Annotated in this window: 14 protein-coding genes, 2 tRNA genes and 1 rRNA gene; 7 read left to right on the top strand and 10 right to left on the bottom strand. The window is 69.0% G+C overall.

The genetic code is table 11. The features are described from left to right. A 16S ribosomal RNA gene (locus RN901_RS09895) occupies positions 1-826 on the bottom strand; the annotation flags it as partial. A 317-nt stretch (positions 827-1,143) separates the two neighbouring features. Continuing rightward, positions 1,144-1,217 (bottom strand) — tRNA-His (locus RN901_RS09890). 190 nt (positions 1,218-1,407) lie between these two features. Here RN901_RS09890 and RN901_RS09885 point away from each other — a divergent pair. From RN901_RS09885 to hutI, 6 genes are read left to right on the top strand one after another with little or no spacing between them, the layout of a single operon-like run. Further along, positions 1,408-2,010, top strand: a complete 603-nt coding sequence (locus RN901_RS09885) for an NINE protein (RefSeq protein ID WP_310758108.1) — start codon at positions 1,408-1,410, stop codon at positions 2,008-2,010. After that, positions 2,007-2,852 carry a chlorite dismutase family protein gene (locus RN901_RS09880; RefSeq protein ID WP_310758107.1) on the top strand — a complete coding sequence of 282 codons (846 nt, stop codon included), beginning with the start codon at positions 2,007-2,009 and terminating at the stop codon, positions 2,850-2,852. Before RN901_RS09885 ends, RN901_RS09880 begins: the two co-directional genes overlap by 4 nt. Continuing rightward, positions 2,849-4,468: a histidine ammonia-lyase gene (locus RN901_RS09875; RefSeq protein WP_310758106.1), complete on the top strand. Its 1,620-nt coding sequence runs from the start codon at positions 2,849-2,851 to the stop codon at positions 4,466-4,468. Before RN901_RS09880 ends, RN901_RS09875 begins: the two co-directional genes overlap by 4 nt. Continuing rightward, positions 4,447-5,382 (top strand): glutamate formimidoyltransferase, encoded by a 936-nt coding sequence (gene ftcD / locus RN901_RS09870; RefSeq protein ID WP_310758111.1) that lies wholly within the window; start codon positions 4,447-4,449, stop codon positions 5,380-5,382. Before RN901_RS09875 ends, ftcD begins: the two co-directional genes overlap by 22 nt. Next, complete coding sequence (hutU, locus tag RN901_RS09865) at positions 5,379-7,037, top strand: urocanate hydratase (RefSeq protein WP_310758105.1); 1,659 nt, start codon at positions 5,379-5,381, stop codon at positions 7,035-7,037. The genes ftcD and hutU overlap by 4 nt, the downstream gene beginning before the upstream one ends. Before the next feature lie 16 nt (positions 7,038-7,053). Next, positions 7,054-8,286: an imidazolonepropionase gene (gene hutI, locus RN901_RS09860; RefSeq protein WP_310758104.1), complete on the top strand. Its 1,233-nt coding sequence runs from the start codon at positions 7,054-7,056 to the stop codon at positions 8,284-8,286. A gap of 15 nt (positions 8,287-8,301) precedes the next feature. On the opposite strand, the gene RN901_RS09855 is transcribed toward hutI, so the two are convergent. The 5 genes from RN901_RS09855 to RN901_RS09835 are packed head-to-tail and all read right to left on the bottom strand — an operon-like array spanning position 8,302 to position 15,105. Beyond that, on the bottom strand, positions 8,302-9,606 hold the full coding sequence (locus RN901_RS09855) for a metallophosphoesterase (protein ID WP_310758103.1): 1,305 nt from the start codon (positions 9,604-9,606) through the stop codon (positions 8,302-8,304). A 14-nt stretch (positions 9,607-9,620) separates the two neighbouring features. Further along, complete coding sequence (locus tag RN901_RS09850; protein WP_310758102.1) at positions 9,621-10,619, bottom strand: hypothetical protein; 999 nt, start codon at positions 10,617-10,619, stop codon at positions 9,621-9,623. Then, positions 10,616-11,413, bottom strand: coding sequence for an ATP-binding protein (locus RN901_RS09845; protein ID WP_310758101.1), 798 nt, complete (start codon positions 11,411-11,413; stop codon positions 10,616-10,618). The genes RN901_RS09850 and RN901_RS09845 overlap by 4 nt, the downstream gene beginning before the upstream one ends. After that, complete coding sequence (locus tag RN901_RS09840) at positions 11,410-11,895, bottom strand: response regulator (protein ID WP_310758100.1); 486 nt, start codon at positions 11,893-11,895, stop codon at positions 11,410-11,412. The genes RN901_RS09845 and RN901_RS09840 overlap by 4 nt, the downstream gene beginning before the upstream one ends. 6 nt (positions 11,896-11,901) lie before the next feature. Further along, a complete protein-coding gene (locus RN901_RS09835) occupies positions 11,902-15,105 on the bottom strand; it encodes a HEAT repeat domain-containing protein (protein ID WP_310758099.1) in 3,204 nt (1,067 codons plus the stop codon). 57 nt (positions 15,106-15,162) lie between these two features. Between RN901_RS09835 and RN901_RS09830 the strand changes: the two genes are divergently transcribed. Beyond that, positions 15,163-15,236 (top strand) — tRNA-Pro (locus RN901_RS09830). Positions 15,237-15,252: 16 nt separating this feature from the next. On the opposite strand, the gene RN901_RS09825 is transcribed toward RN901_RS09830, so the two are convergent. Genes RN901_RS09825 through RN901_RS09815 form a run of 3 tightly spaced genes read right to left on the bottom strand, consistent with a single transcriptional unit; the run spans position 15,253 to position 17,077 of the window. Continuing rightward, complete coding sequence (locus RN901_RS09825) at positions 15,253-15,891, bottom strand: non-canonical purine NTP pyrophosphatase (RefSeq protein ID WP_310758098.1); 639 nt, start codon at positions 15,889-15,891, stop codon at positions 15,253-15,255. Further along, positions 15,879-16,841, bottom strand: a complete 963-nt coding sequence (locus RN901_RS09820; RefSeq protein ID WP_310758097.1) for a hypothetical protein — start codon at positions 16,839-16,841, stop codon at positions 15,879-15,881. Before RN901_RS09820 ends, RN901_RS09825 begins: the two co-directional genes overlap by 13 nt. Next, on the bottom strand, positions 16,835-17,077 hold the full coding sequence (locus RN901_RS09815) for a hypothetical protein (RefSeq protein ID WP_310758096.1): 243 nt from the start codon (positions 17,075-17,077) through the stop codon (positions 16,835-16,837). The genes RN901_RS09820 and RN901_RS09815 overlap by 7 nt, the downstream gene beginning before the upstream one ends. Between the last annotated feature and the right edge of the window lies 1 nt (position 17,078).

Raw genomic sequence — 17,078 nt, 5'->3', positions numbered from 1 at the left:
TTACGGCGTGGACTACCAGGGTATCTAATCCTGTTTGCTCCCCACGCTTTCGCGCTTCAGCGTCAGAAAAGGCCCAGCGAGCCGCCTTCGCCGCAGATGTTCTTCCCGATATCTACGCATTCCACCGCTACACCGGGAATTCCGCTCGCCTCTACCTTTCTCTAGCCATGCAGTATCGGGTGCAGTGCACGGGGTTGAGCCCCGGCCTTTCACACCCGACTTACGAGGCCGCCTACGCGCCCTTTACGCCCAGTAATTCCGAACAACGCTCGCTCCCTCCGTATTACCGCGGCTGCTGGCACGGAGTTAGCCGGAGCTTCCTCTGGTGGTACCGTCAGTCCTGCCGGGTATTATCCGACAAGGTGTTCGTCCCACCTGACAGGGGTTTACAACCCTAGGGCCTTCCTCCCCCACGCGGCGTCGCTGCGTCAGGCTTTCGCCCATTGCGCAATATTCCCCACTGCTGCCTCCCGTAGGAGTCTGGGCCGTGTCTCAGTCCCAATGTGGCTGATCACGCTCTCACGTCAGCTACCCGTCATAGCCTTGGTAGGCCGTTACCCCACCAACAAGCTGATAGGCCGCGAGCTCATCCGAAGGCGCCAGCATAGAAGAGGCCGGCTTTCACGTCGGGCACCCACTCCCGACGCTGTACGCGGTATTGGTCCAGGTTTCCCTGGGGTATCCCCCACCTTCGGGCAGATCGCTCACGTATTACTCACCCGTTCGCCGCTCTACTAGGTTCCCGAAGGAACCGTTCTCGCACGACTTGCATGTGTAAGGCACGCCGCCAGCGTTCGTCCTGAGCCAGGATCAAACTCTCCATATGAGAATTTGGTTTGAGTGCGCCCGGCCGAAACCGAACCCGCACTCGAGACCTGGTTGAACGCAGAGCACCCCGTCCGGCCGCAAGACCGTCGGGGGTTCACGTTCGGAAATCACTTTGGTTTCCCATCGAGCCACGAGAAGTGATGCCCATGGCTCTCGATCGGGCCCACAAGTCACTCACACCTTCTTGTCAAAAAGCATCGCGGAAGGGCGCACGCCCTCCCGCGAGGACCCCAAGGCTACCCAACCGGGGACAGCTTGTCAATGTCCCGCAAGGGGTCGGGAGACCGCCCTTTGGAACGCACAAAAATGGAGAGGGGTGAGCGACGGGATTCGAACCCGCGACCTCCAGGGCCACAACCTGGCGCTCTGACCACCTGAGCTACGCCCACCGCGTCGTTCGCGCCCCGTCGCGGGGCGGCGAGCACGGCAATCTAGAGGAAAGGCGTGTCCCTTGCGAGTCGCGCGCAGCGTCGTCGGGCAGGCGGGGGATTCGGCAGGGTGCGGCGGTGCGGTCTCCGTGGTAACGTGCCTCTCTGTAGAGAGGAAACCTCCGGAGTGACCGGCGCGTACGAGCGAGCGATGACCGAACAGCCCAACGAACCCGGCCGCGGCGGCCCCGAGGGCCCGGTACCTCCGTACGCCGTCGTGCCGCTCGTCGCGACTCCCCCCCAGCCACCGGCGGAACAGACGCCCGACACCGGCGACCGGTATACGAACGGGGTCGGCTTCGCCCTCTGGTGTTGCGCCCTCGTCGGTGCGTGCGGCATCCATCGCTTCTATCTGGGGATGTATTTCACGGGCATCATCTGGTTGCTCACGCTGGGCCTCTTCGGCATCGGCCAGTTCTTCGACCTCTTCCGAATGAAGCGGCTCGTCCGCACGGCGAACATTCGCGACGGGTACCTGCCGCACCCGCGCCTCGCCGGGGCCGCCGAGCCGTCCGCTCCGTCACGGCAGCTCGCCAAGGCGGACACCAAGCAGCAGATCCTTCTGAAGGCCGCGCAGGCGAACGGCGGACTGCTGACGGTGACGCAGGGCGTGCTGGCCACGGGTCTCAGCTTCGAGGAAGTGGAGGAAGCCCTGCGGGAGATGGTCGTGAAGGGGCACGTGGACGTGGATAACGCGGCCGACAGCGGCGTGATCGTGTACCGTTTTCCGGGATTGGCCGGCCCCTTCAAGTGACGAGCCGTCCGCTCCCGCATTCCTCCGAACTCCCCCCCGCCTCTCTCGAGGGATGGTATGTCCTTCACCAGTCGATCGAACTCGACTGGACTGGCCTCAAGGGCGCGGATCCGGCGGAAGCCCGGGATGCCCTGAGCAGCTTCGCCGCACTGGCCGAGAAGTGGTCCGCCGGATCGGAGCCCGGCTGGTCCGGCGTCTACCGCGTCGCGGGGGGCGGGATCGATTTTCTCGTCCTCCATTTCCGGGACACGTTCGACCGCCTCATTGAAGCGGTGCGTGAAATGAGGCTCTCCGCCTGGGGCGACCACGTCCTTGTCCGCGAGGAATACGTGTCCGTGGTGGAGCTGGGTCTCTACGCCCTGACCCGGGAACTTTCCGGACGAGTCGATCCGGGGGACCGCGAGGCGTGGGACGCGGCCCTGGCCGACGCCCTCGCGGAGGAGCGTCGGAAGGCGTACGTGCAGCGCCGGCTCGAACCGAGACAGCCTGAGCACATGCCGTACGTCTGCTATTACCCGATGGACAAGCGGCGCAACCCGGGACAGAACTGGTACAGGCTTTCGCTGGACGAGCGGGCCGGGATGATGGCGGCGCACGGCGGGTTGGGACGGCGCTTCGCGGGCCGGATCGTTCAGGTGATCAGCGGGTCGATGGGGCTGGACGACTGGGAATGGGCGGTGACGCTCTGGGCCGGGGATCCGCTCGAGTTCAAGGCCATCATCAGCGAGATGCGCTACGACGAGGCGAGCGCGGAGTACGCGGAGTTCGGTCCCTTCGTGGTCGGAAAGCGGATGGCCGGGGCGGAGTTCGAGGGCCTGCTCTCGTCCCTGGCGGCGTCATGAGCAAGGCAGCCGTCACGCTCTCCCGGAAGCTCTCGATTCCCGACGTCGTTGCCGTGGCGCGCGGGGGTTCGCAGGTCCGGGAACTCGACGGGGACGCGCGAGCGCAGGTGGAGGCGAGCCGGAACACGGTAGTGGAGGCGCTGGCCCGGCCCGGCGCCCGGATCTACGGGATCACCACCGGCTACGGGTCGCTCGCCGGAACCCGCATCGCCGCCGCCGATGCGGCCCGCCTGTCGTGGAACGTGATCCTGAAGTGTGCGACGGGGACGGGTGCCCCGCTGCCCGGGGATTGGGTGCGCGCGATGCTGCTCGTGCGGGCGAACTCTCTCGCCCTGGGCTCCTCCGGCGTACGCCCGGCGATCATCGACACCCTGGTCCGGATGCTGAACCGGGGAGTCACGCCGGTGGTGCCCGGCAAAGGTTCGCTCGGGGCAAGCGGCGACCTCGCCCCCCTCGCGCACATGGCGGCGGTCGCGACCCGTTCCGCCGATTCGGATCCGGATGCCGATTCCGGCAACGACGCGGCGGCCTTCAGCGGCGAGGCGTGGTTCGAGGGCCGCCGCATGGACGGGGCGAGCGCAATGGCCGCCGCCGGGATCTCCCGCCCGGGCCTGCAGGCCAAGGAAGGGCTGGCGCTGACGAACGGGACGACGATGATGGTCGCGGGCGCCGCGCTGCAGCTCTACGACGCGCGACGTCTGCTCCTCCACGCGGAGTTGGCGGCGGCACTGAGCTTCGAGGGGTTGCTGGCCCGTTCGGCCGCGCTGCACCCGGCGCTGCACGAGGCGAACAACCAGCCGGGGCAGATCGCAACGGCGGCGAGGCTCCGTTCGCTCCTCTCCGGCAGCGGGCTCGTCGACGCGGACCCCGACCGGGTGCAGGACGCCTACAGCCTCCGCTGCACGCCCCAGGTCATCGGGCCGGTTCACGACATGACAGGATTCCTGTGGGGGCGGGTGGAGGCATCGCTAAATGCGGTGTCGGACAACCCGCTTGTATTCCCCGCCGCCGGACCGGACACGGGCGAGGTTGTTTCGGGCGGGAATTTTCACGGCGCGGGGCCGGCGCTGTGGCTCGACACACTGGGGATCGCGCTGGCGGACGTGGCGAGCCTGTCGGACCGCCGGATGTTCCGCATGCTGACGCCCGAACTCTCCGCGGGGCTTCCCGCCATGCTCGTAGAGTCGCCGGGGCTGCGGGGCGGCCTGATGTCGCTCCAGTACACTGGAGCGGCGCTCGCCTCCGACAACAAGACGCTCGCGCATCCGGACTCCGTCGACTCGATCCCGACGAGCGCGAACCAGGAGGACCACGTGAGCATGGGGGCCAACGCGGCCCGGCACACGCGTGAGATCCTCGACAACACACGCACGGTGCTCGCGATCGAGCTGCTCGGCGCCGCGCAGGCCGTCCACCTTCGCCCCGAAGGCCCGGATCGACTGGGCGTCGGCACGCGGGCCGTATACGATGCCGTGCGCGAGTGCGTGCCTCCCGTCATCGAAGACCGCTCCCTGGCGGAGGATGTCTCGCGTCTGGAGGCCGCGATCGACTCCGGGGCGCTGGAACGGGCAGCCGCCGAGGCGCTGGGCGATCTCTGGCCCCCCGCGCCGCTCTGAGCCCCGGGTGGCTCCTCTGCGAGCCCAACGTGAGCGAGGGGCGTGATCCGCTCAGGATGGCTCGCTTCGCGGCCGCGGTCGAGGAGATTCACGGCGTCGAACTCCTCCATGAATCGGCCGACCCGGACCACCATCGCATGGTGCTCGCCTACCGGGGGACTCCGGCGGCCGTCGTCCGTGCGACGACCGCGCTCGCGGCGGCGGTGTCCGCGGAGGTGGATCTTCGACGGCACCGGGGCCGGCACCCCCGGATCGGCGCGCTGGATGTCGTTCCTTTCGTGCGCGGCCCGGGTTGCCCCGAGGTCGATGCGCTCGGCGCGGCGCAGTCCTTCGCCGAGTGGGCCGCCCGGAACGGGGTCCCCGTCTTCTTCTACGAACGGGCGGCGACGAACCCGCGCCGGGTCGCCCTTCCCGGCATCCGGTCCGGGCAGTTCGAGGGCTTGGCCGAAAAAATGTCCGACCCCGGCTGGAAGCCGGATCTCGGTCCTCCGGCGCCTCATCCGTCGCTGGGCGCCGTGGCCGTCGGGGTGCGGGGACCGCTCGTACGCTTCAACGTGAATCTCGATACGGAAAATCCCGGGCCGGCTCGGCGCATCGCGGCGGCGATCCGGGAGTCGAGCGGCGGGCTGCGGCATGTCCGGGCGCTCGGAATCCCGCTTCGGCGACGGGGGTTGACGCAGGTGTCCATGAACCTGACCCGTTACGCCGTAACCGGGATCGATACGGTATACGAGCGGGTCGCGGAAGGCGCGCGGGCGGAGGGCGTGACGCTCGCGGGATGCGAGTTCATCGGTCCGGTGCCCGCCGCCGCGGTCCGGGGTCTTGATCCTGCGCGGCTGGACGCGGACCTCGTGCCGGACCAGATATTGGAGCTGCCGGGGACCCGAGATGGCGCAGAGGGAGGAGAGGCATGAAACCGGCCGGACCGATCCGGGCGCCGAGGGGAACGACGCTCTCCTGCAAGGGATGGCACCAGGAGGCGGCGCTCCGGATGCTGATGAACAACCTCGACCCGGACGTGGCGGAGCGTCCCGAGGACCTCATCGTTTACGGGGGCGCGGGCAAGGCGGCACGCGACTGGACGGCGTACGCCAAGATCGTGGAGACCCTGCGTCGGCTCGAGAACGACGAAACGCTCCTCGTCCAGAGCGGTAAGCCCGTCGGCGTGTTCCGAACCCACGACGAGGCGCCACGCGTTCTCATCGCGAACGCCCACCTCGTCCCCCGCTGGGGCGATATCGACCAGTTCCGGCGCCTCGATGCGCTGGGGCTCACGATGTACGGGCAGATGACCGCGGGTTCGTGGATCTATATCGGCACCCAGGGGATTCTCCAGGGGACGTACGAGACGTTCGCGGAACTCGCCCGGCAGCACTTCGGGGGCTCGCTGGCGGGGCGGCTCGTGGTGACCGGCGGGCTGGGAGGGATGGGGGGCGCCCAACCGCTCGCCGCGACGATGAACGGGGGGGCTTTCCTCGGAGTCGAGGTCCGGGAAGACCGCATTCGCCGCCGTCTCGCCACGGGTTACTGCGACCGGATGGCCACCGACCTCGACGAGGCGCTGGAGTTGCTCTCCGCCGCGGTGGACCGGCGGGAGGCGCTTTCCGTGGCCCTGCTGGGGAACATCGCCGAAGTCCTGCCGGCGCTCGCGGAACGTGGCGTCGTGCCCGACGTGCTCACGGACCAGACGTCGGCGCACGACCTCCGTCTCGGCTACATCCCCGCGGGCCTGTCCGTGGAAGAGGCCGAGGCGCTGAGCCTCTCCGACCCGGACACATACGTGGAGCGTGTCCTCGATTCGATGGTGACGCACGTGTCCGCCATGCTCGCGCTCAAGGCGAGAGGGGCGATCGCGTTCGACTACGGAAACAACCTCCGCGGCCAGGTGGCCGATCTTCGCGGCATGGCGGAGGCCTTCGACATTCCCGGCTTTGTGCCCGCCTTCATTCGACCCCTCTTCTGCCGGGGCGCCGGCCCCTTCCGCTGGGCCGCCCTCTCCGGCGATCCCGACGACATCGCGGCGACGGACGCCGCCGTCCTCGAAACGTTCCCCGAGAAGGAGGCGCTGGGCCGCTGGATCCGCCAAGCGCGCGAGCGGGTGAGTTTTCAGGGCCTGCCGTCGCGCATCTGCTGGCTCGAGTACGGCGAGCGGGCGGAGATGGGCGAGCGCTTCAACTGGCTGGTGAAGACGGGACGGGTGCGGGCGCCCATCGTGATCGGCCGGGACCACCTCGACACCGGCTCCGTGGCTTCGCCGAATCGGGAGACCGAGGGGATGCGGGACGGTTCCGACGCGATCGCCGACTGGCCGCTGCTCAACGCCATGCTCAACACCGCCTGCGGGGCGAGCTGGGTCTCGATCCACAACGGGGGTGGCGTGGGCGTCGGATATTCCACGCACGCGGGCATGGTGTGCGTCGCCGACGGAACGACCTCCGGCAGCCGGCGGCTGGAGCGCGTGCTCACGGCCGATCCCGGCACCGGGGTCATGCGACACGCCGACGCCGGGTATCCGGAGGCGATCCGGACCGCCCGCGAGCGCGGGGTCGACCTTCCCATGCTCGAGTAACCGGCCGCTTTCCACCATGCCGCGCCTCGTGAACATCGGCTGTCTCGCCGCCTGCGCGAACCCTGCCGGCCAGGATGACATCGGGCTCATGCGGGACGCCACGCTCGTGTGGCGCGATGGGGTCGTCCGCTGGGTCGGGCCCGCCGCGGCGCTGCCGGCGGAGTACGAGACCGAGCCTGCCTGGAGCGCTGAGGGGAGGCTTGTCATTCCCGGACTCGTGGACGCGCACACGCATCTCGCCTTCGGCGGCTGGCGGGCGGGCGAGTTCTCCGACCGGATCCGCGGCCGCGACTACCTGGAGATCGCAGCAGCTGGAGGCGGGATCGCATCCACGGTGCGGGCCACGCGCGGACTCGATGAAGAGGCGCTTCTCGCGCGGGCGCTCGAGTTCCTGTCCGGGATGGTGTCCCTCGGGATCACGACGGTCGAGGCGAAGAGCGGATACGGGCTGGATCCCGAGACGGAACTCCGACTCCTGCGGGTGTACCGGCGGCTCGACGAGATGGGACCGGCACGGATCGTCGCGACGTGCCTCGCCGCGCACGTCGTCCCTCCGGAATGGTCCGCGGACCGGGCTGGCTACGTGAAGCTCATCACGGAGCGGATCCTGCCCGCCGTGGCGGAGGAAAGGCTGGCCGAGTTCTGCGATGTGTTCGTCGAGGACTCCGCCTTCTCGGCCGACGAGGCGCGGCGGATCTGCGAACGGGGCTGCGAACTGGGGTTACGGCCGAAGCTCCATGTGGATCAGCTCTCCGGGGGTGCTGGGGCCGAACTCGCGGCGTCGCTTGGGGCCGTGTCGGCGGACCACCTGGAGTACGTATCGGAGGCCGGGATCGAGGCGCTCGCGGCAGCCGGCGTCGTCGGGGTCACGCTGCCTCTCGCAAGCCTCTACCTGAACCAGGCGCCGCCCCCGGCCCGGGCGCTCATCGACGGTGGCGTCGCGGTGGCGGTGGCCAGCGACTTCAACCCCGGCACGGCCCCGTCCTATCACCTTCCCTTTGCCATGACGCTGGCGTGCGCGCGGCAGCGCATGACGCCCGCCGAGGTGCTCAAGGGCGCGACGCGCTACGCGGCCCGGGCCCTCGGCCGCGAAGGTGAAGTGGGGTCGCTGGAGCCGGGAGCCGCGGCGGATTTCGCGGTCATCGATGCCCCGAACGTGGAACACTGGCTCTACCACCTGCGGCCCAACGCGTGCGTGGCGACGGTGAGCGGCGGCGAGATCCGACACGGCGTTCTCCGGGAGGCATAGCAGCGGCAACCGAGGTCAGGCGCCGGGGGCCCCCGCGGATTCGAGCGTCACGGTGCCCCCGTCCAGCCGGATGACGGTACGGTTCCAGCCGCCGTCCCTCCGGCGGATGAGGCGCAGCATCTCCGCGGCGGCGTCGAGCAGGTCCGCGGCGATGAGTTTTCCCCCGTAGCTCTCCCGGATCGTGCGCACGGGCGTGTGGCCGACGACGTGAATGCGGGCCCCGAAGCGCTCCAGGACGGCGTCGAGGTGGTCCCCGAGCGTGTCGGCGAGCACGAGGTCCCGATACCACAGCACGCTCTCCGGTCCGAAGAAGAAGTCGTACCGCCGGTAAAGCTGGGCGGTATCAAGCCGGGTTTCCCGCGCATATTCGCGGAGGAACGCTTCGTCCCGCCATCTCGTGAACAGCGGTTCCGCGATGAAGGTCTCCAAGGTGTCCTGGTACTCTTCGAGCGAGGAATCGACGTATGCCGGACTCACGCCACCGTGCGCGAACAGCAGATCCTCCAGCCGAACCAACCCCGGCTTGGCGGCGATCCAGCGTCCGAGGACGGACCGGTCCGGATCGAACAGCGTCTCGTAGGACATGCCGTGCAGGTCGGCGATCGTCTGCTCCTTCGGCGCGACGTAGCGCAGGTCGCCGGACAGGACCATCGCTTCGTGGTTACCGAGGAGCGTGATGACCCGGCCTCCGGCCTCCCGCGCCTCCCGTTCCAGACCGTAGACGAACCAGAGGAGGCGGGTGACGTCGTGCCCCCGGTCGAACAGGTCTCCGAGGAAGGCGACCACGGCGCTGCCGCCCGTCCAGCGCAGTTCCGCGTCGATCAGGCCGGCCAGGCCGAGCAGCGAAACGACGCGGTCGAATTCGCCATGCACATCTCCGAACACGAACACCGAGTCGTGGCCCGTGAAGTCGATTTCCGGGGGCAGGGGCTCCGCCCGGATCCGGGTTCGGTGTAGCGCCGCGGCTCCGCCGGCGCCGTCCGGATGTTCCGCTCCGTATTCGAGCGTGACTTCCGGCGCTTGCACCCGCAGGCGAGCCGCGTGGGCGTATCCCCGGTCCGTCCTCCGCTCATCGACCACCCGTCCACCTACGATGGCCCGAACGAGACCGGGCCGCTCCTGTTCCGTCAGCCAGCGCACTTCGAGGCCTCGGCCGCCGAACGCGACGTAGAGTCCGTACTCCCCCGCGACGTGCCAGGCGGGCTGCCCCGTTCGCGCAGGAGACCCGGCTGGCGGCGTCGCGCCGCCGGAGGCGGGCGCGGAGGCTCCCGTCCACCCCGCCCCCGCGGCGGCGACGGCACAGCCCAGCAGACCGGACATCCGACGCCCAGGCCTCAGGGGATCAGCCCGTACCGGCCGTCATCGACCCGCTCCAGCAAACGGACGATGCGCCGGTGCATGGCGCGGATCTCCCGCTCCGTGAGGCCGAGCTGAATCCGCTCAGCGTCGCGCCGAACCCCGCGGCCGGGGTCGAGGTTCTCCGTCGGCTCCACCTCGACGAAATTTCCGTCCCGTATCTCGAGCTGGACGAGGACCCCGAATTGCGCCTGCAGCCCCTCGAGCGAGAGGCCGCGCAGCCGGTCGATGGCGGAGGCGGGGTAGCGGTCGAGTTGCAGATCGCGCCACTGCGTGCCGCGGTTGCTCTCTTCGCTTGCGAACGCCACGCCGTTGTCCACGCTGAACACGCGGGGCCAATCGGGATCCATCGACTGCATGAAATTCCCCTGGTTCGAGTCGCTGTGGCCGATGGCGTAGGTGAGGAGGTTGAAGTTCCCGAGCAGGCGCTCGTAGACCTCGTCCGCCTCGATGCGGTCTTCGTCGGGCAGCTCTTCGGGAAGGTCGACGTTGAACATCCAGTACTGGAGGGCGACGAGAGTCATCGGCCATTCGTCGAACGTCCGCTCGGGAGGGTTGGCGGCGTCTCCCGCCCGGGCGAGGGTGGCCTGGACGACATCGAGGGGAAACGCGCGGATCGCGGTCGGGGGCACGACCATTTCCCGCTCGTCGAGGAAGAGGGTCTGGACCTCGTAGGCCGCCAGTTCGTAGCGGGGCCGGTTGTTGAACTCGTCCGCGCCCTCGCGGGCCGGGGCGTACTTGACCCCGAGCACGTGATCGCCGGATTGCAGCGTCACGCGATAGGTGCGCTCGCCGGGAAGACCGCGGGACGGCTGTACGTCGAGGACCTGGATTTCCCCTTCGCGGAGGACCCTTTCGATCTCGGGGATGGGGAGCAGGAAGTTCGCGTCCTGGGCCGCCGCCGGGGCCGGCGCCGCAACGGCGGAGACCGCCGCGACGAAGACCAGGGGGCGGAGCAGATGGGCGCATCGCATCATTTCGAAGCCTCCTTCCCTGCGGGACCCGTGGACTGCCGAAGCGGCAGGACTACGTCGAATGTCGTCCCGCGTCCCGGTTCGCTCTCGACCGAGATGTCTCCTCGGTGCTGGTGTACGATCTGGAGCGTGATCGCGAGACCCAGCCCCATGCCGATTCGCTCGCCCTTGGTCGTGAAGCCGGGTTCGAAGATCTCCCCGATGACGTCGCGCGGGATGCCCCGGCCCGTGTCGGCGACCCGGACGTGCGCGCGGTCCCCTTCCGCGCGCGTCCGGATCGTGAGTACCCCGCCGCCGTGCATGGCCTGGGCCGCGTTGTGCACGAGGTTCATGAACACCTGGTTGATCCGGTTCGGATGGCACACCACGGGCGGCAGCTCTCCGAAGTCCCGGACGACCTCGATCTCCTTCAGCTCGTGGCCCAGAAGGGCCAGCGTGCCCTCGATGCCTTCGTGAAGGTCGACGGGGCGAGGCTCGGAGGTCGTGGGCCGGCCGAAGTTCCGCAGGTTGCGTACGAGGTTCACCATGCGCTCCACGGCGATGCCGTTCGTTCGCAGCACCGATTCCGTGGCCCGCACGACCCTTCGGACTTCGTCGAGTTCGTCCGGCGTGACGACTTCGTCCTCGAGGATCTTCCCGAGCTTGAGGAGCGCGCGCTCGATGACGTGGTGGTTGCTGTTCAGCGCACCCAGCGGAGTGTTGAGTTCGTGCGCGATCCCTGCGACCAGCATGCCCAGCGTCGCGAGCCGGGCCTGCGTGATCTCCCGGGCGGTCGGCCCGAGTCCCGGCTCACTCACAGAAAGGCCTGTATCCAGCGTTGCCGAAGGCCGGCGAGTTCGTCGTTGGCCGCCTCGAGCTCGGCCATGCGTTCGGTCAGCGCGCGGAAGAGGAGGCTTCGTTCGACTCCGTTGCGGATGGCGAAGGCGAGCGCGTCGTTGTTCCACGGCTTTTCGAGGTACTGGTAGAGCCCGGCCTCGTTGATCGCCAGGATGGCGTTTTCCTTGTCGGCGTAGCCCGTGAGCAGGATCCGGGTCGCCTCCGGCCTCATCCTGCGGGCTTGCGTCAGGAACTGCACCCCGTCGAGTTCGGGCATCATGAGGTCGGCCACGATCGCGTGGACCGGCTCCTCCTCCAGGTGGGTCAGCGCGTCGCGCGCGGACGTGAAGGGCAGCACGAGGTGGTCCGTTTCCAGCTCCAGGAACCCCTTAATGGCGTCCACGACCATGTCCTCGTCGTCGACGACCATCACGGTGCCGGCGTCCGGTCTGATCTCATCCATGTCGGATCATGTCATCGCCAGGCCGCGAACGCGACTCGCGAGTCCGCCGAGCAGGTCGAGGCCGAGTTCGGGGTGGTCGATGAGAAGGTCCCGGAAATCCTCACGGGTGATGCGCAGCACGCGGGTGGACTCGACGGCGCGCGCTTCGACCAGACTCGGGTGTTCGTCGATCAACGCCCACGTCCCGAACGCTTCCCCATCCGTGATGGAGATCGATCCCTCCCCCGCCCCCTCGAGCGAAACTTCACCGTGGATCACAAGGTAGAGGGCGTCCGTCGGCTCCCCCCTCCGGATGAAGATGGCGTCGGGCCGCACCTCCACCTCCCTTGCGATGGAGGCGAGGAGCGCGAGTTGCCGACTCTCCACGCCCGAGAGGAGATCCACGCTCTGCAGGCGGAACACTTTTTCGATCAGTTCCATCTCTTCCTCGTCTCGTTCGTCCCCAGGATCCTGCGCGCGGGTCTCCGCCCGTCGCTCGAGTCGGCGGGCCAGCAGCGCCAGCGCCGGTTCCGCCGGCGTGAACCCGCGGAGGGCCTCCCCGATCCCGTCGCCGCCGGTTTCGAAGGACGTCCAGAGCGCGCACCTCGCGATCCAGGCGTCCTCATCGTCCCACAGCTCCCGCAGAACCTCTCCCGCCTCGCGCGAGGGCCGTTGCGGGGCCTCTTCCGCAAGCACCGGCCTGAGATCGGAGAACGTGCGGTGCCCGACCGTCGTCTCGATCCATTCCAGCGCGTTCGCACGGCGGCGCGGCTTTCCGCTCTCAAGCGCCAGGTAGCTGCGCCGCATCGGCTGTTCCGGATATACGAGCCCAAGCCACCGGAAGACACTCGCCCGCCGATCCCTTCTCGCCTGGTCGAGCGCCCGGAGGAGCAGTGTTCCGGGCATCGACGCCGGCACGCCCTCGAGCGCGGTGGCGGCGCGGGCGTAGCGCCGGGACGCCTGCACCTCGCGCTCTACGGCCTCGAGTACTCTCTCCGCCGGGAACGTGAGGTGATCATGCCGCGTTCGCAGCCGATGGAGCGACACGAGGGCCTGGTCGTCGAGCGCCTGTTCGGTTGCCGGCAGAAGATAGGAGGTGATGAGGGCGTCGATCGTCGCGGGCGTCGCGATCTCGCCGAGCACGCTGGCCACGCCCCTGCGCACCCAGGGGTCGACGGACGGGTCCGAGAGTGCCGCCAGCAGAGGCGTGACGATCTCCTCGCCGCGCCCCGCGAGGCCGTCGCGAGCCGCGTTTCGCGTCCGGGGGATCGCCAGGGACGCGATGGCCGCCTGCACGAGGGCCGGCTGCGGAAGCCGGGATGCGCTTCGCACGGCCGCCGCCGCGACATCCTCGCGAGGATCGGAGATGAGTTCGACGAGGATGTGCTCCACCGCCGGATGCCCGGGGACGAGCCCCGCCGCCATCGCCAACTCGCGGGCGCCGGGTCCTTCGAGCGCCCCGCTGTCATGTTCCCGCAGCAGGTGCTCGAAGCGGGGGGTCGCGATGCGTTCGGCGCGCGCGGCGCCGAAGTCGCTGAAGAGGCAGTCGAGCGCGGCCGAGCGGGCGTTCGTCGACTCCGAGTCGAGGAGGGGGATGAGGACATCGCGGGCGCGCGGCGCAGCCTTCAGGGCGAGGAGCCGGGCCGCGGCTCGCCTCACCGCCGAATCCGGGTCCTCGAGCCGGGCCCGCACCGCCCCTTCGTCCGAAAGGCCGGGAGCACGCGACAGCGATCGCAGCGCTCTCGCCCGAAGTCCGGGGTTCTCGTGTTCGAGCAAGCCGTACAGTTCCGGGGAGAGCGCCTCGATATCCCCCGGCGTCGCGCCGCGCAGCAGGTCGAAGGCGAACGCGACCTTCAGCGGCCGCTCGTCCCCGAGCGCCTCCCGCGCGAGCGCCAGCGCGCCCACGTCCTCCATCGACACGAAGGTCCCGCGCAGGCTCGCGAAGCGCCCCTCGAAGGATTCCGCGAGACTCGTGACGTACGACTTTCGCACCCTGAGGAAGGCGAGCAGCAGGACGCCCGCCAGGGCCACGCCGACGACCCCGAGGATGATGAGCCGGCCCATGATCGAAAGGCCGGCTAGAGCGAGCGAGGGAATCATGATGAGGACGCCGGAAAGCGCCTTCCCCAGCCCCTTCTCCACCGCCACGTCAATGTACGACTTCGCCTTGAGCTTGATGTCCTCCGGGACGGGGACATAGAGGATCTCGCGGCCCGTGCGCTCGGCGGAATAGCGGAACGTCTTTTCCGTCGTCCGGGCCCCGACGGCGACGGCGAGCGCGGCGGTGGACAGCCACACGGCGGCGGCGAGCGCCCCGGTCGCGAGGATCACGGCCACCGGGAAGATGATGACGGCCACCGCGGCGCCCCAGCGGCGCAGGACCGGACGCAACGCGAGGAGGACGACGATCGGGAGCCACTGCGTGAGCACGTCGACGAAGGCCAGGAAGCCGGCGATCGCGCCCAGATCCGTGAAGACCTCGCGCGTGAGCGTGTTGTACTGGTAGTCGATGAACTGCTTGACGACGATCGTCAGGAGCACGGTGGCCGCGATAAGCCGCACCTGCGGGTGCGCCGCCATGCGCCGCAGGTCGCTGCGCTCGAGTTCGGGATCTTCGGCGTGCGCATACTCCGATGGCGGCTCCGGCGGCTCCCGCGACCAGACGAGAGCGAGGCCGCCCGCCAGCGCGAGGAGCGCGACGCCCGCCACGAGAAGCAGGTTCTCGGACGGACCGCCGCCCGAGGTGAATACGGTCGTGAGGAGCGCTCCGAGCGTGGCCCCGGCCGAACCCGAAGCGATGACGATCGGATAGGCGCGCTTCGCGTCCCGCGCGTTGTAGAAGATCTGCGTCGCGATGTAGAAGTGCGTGACGAGCGAGGCCGCCAGCACGTCGTACCAACCGTAGAAAACAAGCCCGAACCACGCCTCCCCCGGCTGGTAGAGGAGGCGGAAGGCGACCATGCTGAGGGCGAAGAACGCCGCGGTCAGGGGGATGAGGCGGCGCCACGAGATGCGGTCCGAGAGGAAGTTGTAGAACGGAGCGACGACCACGACCGCCGCGCTGATGAAGTACACCTGGTAGAAATCGCCCGCGGCGAGCCCCGAGAGGGCGAAGGCGCTGCGCAGGGGACGCAGGATTCCGATGACGAAGAGGACGAGCGCCGCCAGACCCATCATGGCGAACAGCTTCCCCGCCCCAGCTCTCCGCGCGAAGATCCCTCGGAACGTCACGTCGTCTCCGCCGCCGGGGTGGCTTCGACCTCGCGGGCGGTCCATCTTTCGGGACTTCGGGGCGTGGCGCAGTCCGGTAGCGCACCTGCTTTGGGAGCAGGGGGTCGCCGGTTCAAATCCGGCCGCCCCGATTCAACGCACGCAAGGTCACCGCAGCACTTCCCTTTCGATCCATCCCCTGGCCTGTCGGATCGCCCTTGCACGGTGGCTCGTCGCCGTCTTCACCGTCGCGGGCAGCTCTGCGTAGGTGCGGTCGTGGCCCTCCGGCACGAAGAGCGGGTCGTAACCGAAGCCTCCCGAGCCGCTCGGCCGTCGCGCGATCCGGCCGCGCACGATCCCCTCCACGACTTCGTGGCGCAGATCGTCGGTGAGCGCAACCGCGCAACGATAGTGGGCCCCGCGACGCCCCGCGTCCACATCTTCCAGCTGCTCAAGCAGCCAGCGGTTGTTCGCTTCATCCCGCCCCCAGCGCGCGACCCGGTCGGCCGGCGCGAAACGCCGGGTCCGCACGCCCGGGCCGCCGCCGAGGGCGTCCACGCAAAGGCCGGAATCGTCCGCGAGCACGGGGAGGCCGGACCGGCGGTGAAAGTACTTCGCCTTGGACAGGGCGTTGCGCGCGAAGGTGTCGAAGGGTTCGAGGTCGTCCTCTTCCTCGTGTTCGGGAAGGCCGAGATCCTCCGGGCCAAGCAGCCGGACGGGAAGATCGGCGAGGAGGCCGCGAATTTCGCGGAGTTTGTGGGCGCTGCGCGTGGCGACGAGGACCGGAGGCCGGTTCAGTCCGCCCAAAGACTCTCCGCCGTGAGACTCTCCGCGAACTCCGGGTAGACCTTCCACAGGTATCCGCCCATGACGAGCGCCGCGAGGATGTTCCCGACGAGGATCGACCACCAGGCGAGTTCCTCGAGGATCCAGCCGCCCAGCATCGCGACCATGGCGACGAAGAAGACCTCGAAGACGACGAACAGCACGATGATGCCGAGGGCCAGCGGCGGGAACCTGGACACCTGTCTCGCGAGGCCGGAGACCGCGACGCCGAACAGCACGAAGAAGGCGAAGTGGGCGAGCGTGTAGCCGAGGACCGGCGCGAACGAGATCTCGACCGCGGCCGGCGTCGGGGCGCCGCGGAAGAGGACCGTCGCCAGCGCCGCCGGCGTATAGAGCGGCTGCCGGAGCACGGCGTCGATGATGAGGAACCAGCACGCGACGACGAGCGCGCCGAGCACCCCGGCATAGATCCCGTGCCGCGTCACCCGGTGCGTCTGGAGGAAGTTCATCATCCCCACGATGCCGGGTTCGGAACTCACCCAGTGCATGTGGGTGAACATCACGACTCCGGCGAGCGCGTTGCCGAAGAAGACGGCCGGCCATCCCGGCGCGGACATCACGAGCCCGGCAGGCGCCCGGATGAGTCCGAGGTAGAACGCGAGCGAGCAGACGAAGAGCCCGTACAGGGCGCCAATGAACACGTTGCGGGGAAGGCCCGCCCATTGAACGAGCGCCGCGGCCAGCATCCCGAGCCCGGCCCAGGCGGTGAAGTGGATGAGGGTGAAGCCCGCGACGATCGCGGTCGTGGGTTCGACCTCCGCGCGGCTGATGATCGCCCCCCAGAGGAAGGCGGGAGTCTGCAGCGGGGTCCCCTGCCCGAGATCGTAGAAGTAGAAGAGCACGGCAAGGACGAAGCCGCCCAGCAGCCCACCGACGAGCCCCGCCCGGATCCTGCGCCTGAGGGTCAGCATGCGGAATCCGGGTCGGCCGCGCGGGCCGCTTCCCATTTGCGCTGTTCTTCCAGGGCTCTTTCGACCTCCCGCTGCCGTTGACGGCGGCGCGCCCGGAAGATCCCGCCCCCGATCACGACGAGAAGCAGGTAAGGCATCGCTGCCATGAATACGAACATCAGGACGTAACCCGCCTGTTCGTCCGGCGTATGCTGCATCTGCGGGGCCGCCGCGAGGGCGGCGAAGGTGTTCAGCACG

Origin of the sequence: Candidatus Palauibacter soopunensis, assembly GCF_947581735.1 — a bacterium.
Lineage (GTDB): Bacteria > Gemmatimonadota > Gemmatimonadetes > Palauibacterales > Palauibacteraceae > Palauibacter > Palauibacter soopunensis.
Note: the sequence above shows the minus strand (reverse complement) of the source record. Positions and strands in the feature narration are given on the sequence as shown.

Excerpts from the sequence above, each read along its gene's own strand:
- RN901_RS09885 (WP_310758108.1), top strand. The coding sequence starts at position 1,408 with ATGACCGAACAGCCCAACGAACCCGGCCGCGGCGGCCCCGAGGGCCCG.
- RN901_RS09875 (WP_310758106.1), top strand. The coding sequence starts at position 2,849 with ATGAGCAAGGCAGCCGTCACGCTCTCCCGGAAGCTCTCGATTCCCGAC.
- hutU (WP_310758105.1), top strand. The coding sequence starts at position 5,379 with ATGAAACCGGCCGGACCGATCCGGGCGCCGAGGGGAACGACGCTCTCC.
- hutI (WP_310758104.1), top strand. The coding sequence starts at position 7,054 with ATGCCGCGCCTCGTGAACATCGGCTGTCTCGCCGCCTGCGCGAACCCT.
- RN901_RS09855 (WP_310758103.1), bottom strand. The coding sequence starts at position 9,606 with ATGTCCGGTCTGCTGGGCTGTGCCGTCGCCGCCGCGGGGGCGGGGTGG.
- RN901_RS09850 (WP_310758102.1), bottom strand. The coding sequence starts at position 10,619 with ATGATGCGATGCGCCCATCTGCTCCGCCCCCTGGTCTTCGTCGCGGCG.
- RN901_RS09840 (WP_310758100.1), bottom strand. The coding sequence starts at position 11,895 with ATGGATGAGATCAGACCGGACGCCGGCACCGTGATGGTCGTCGACGAC.
- RN901_RS09820 (WP_310758097.1), bottom strand. The coding sequence starts at position 16,841 with ATGCTGACCCTCAGGCGCAGGATCCGGGCGGGGCTCGTCGGTGGGCTG.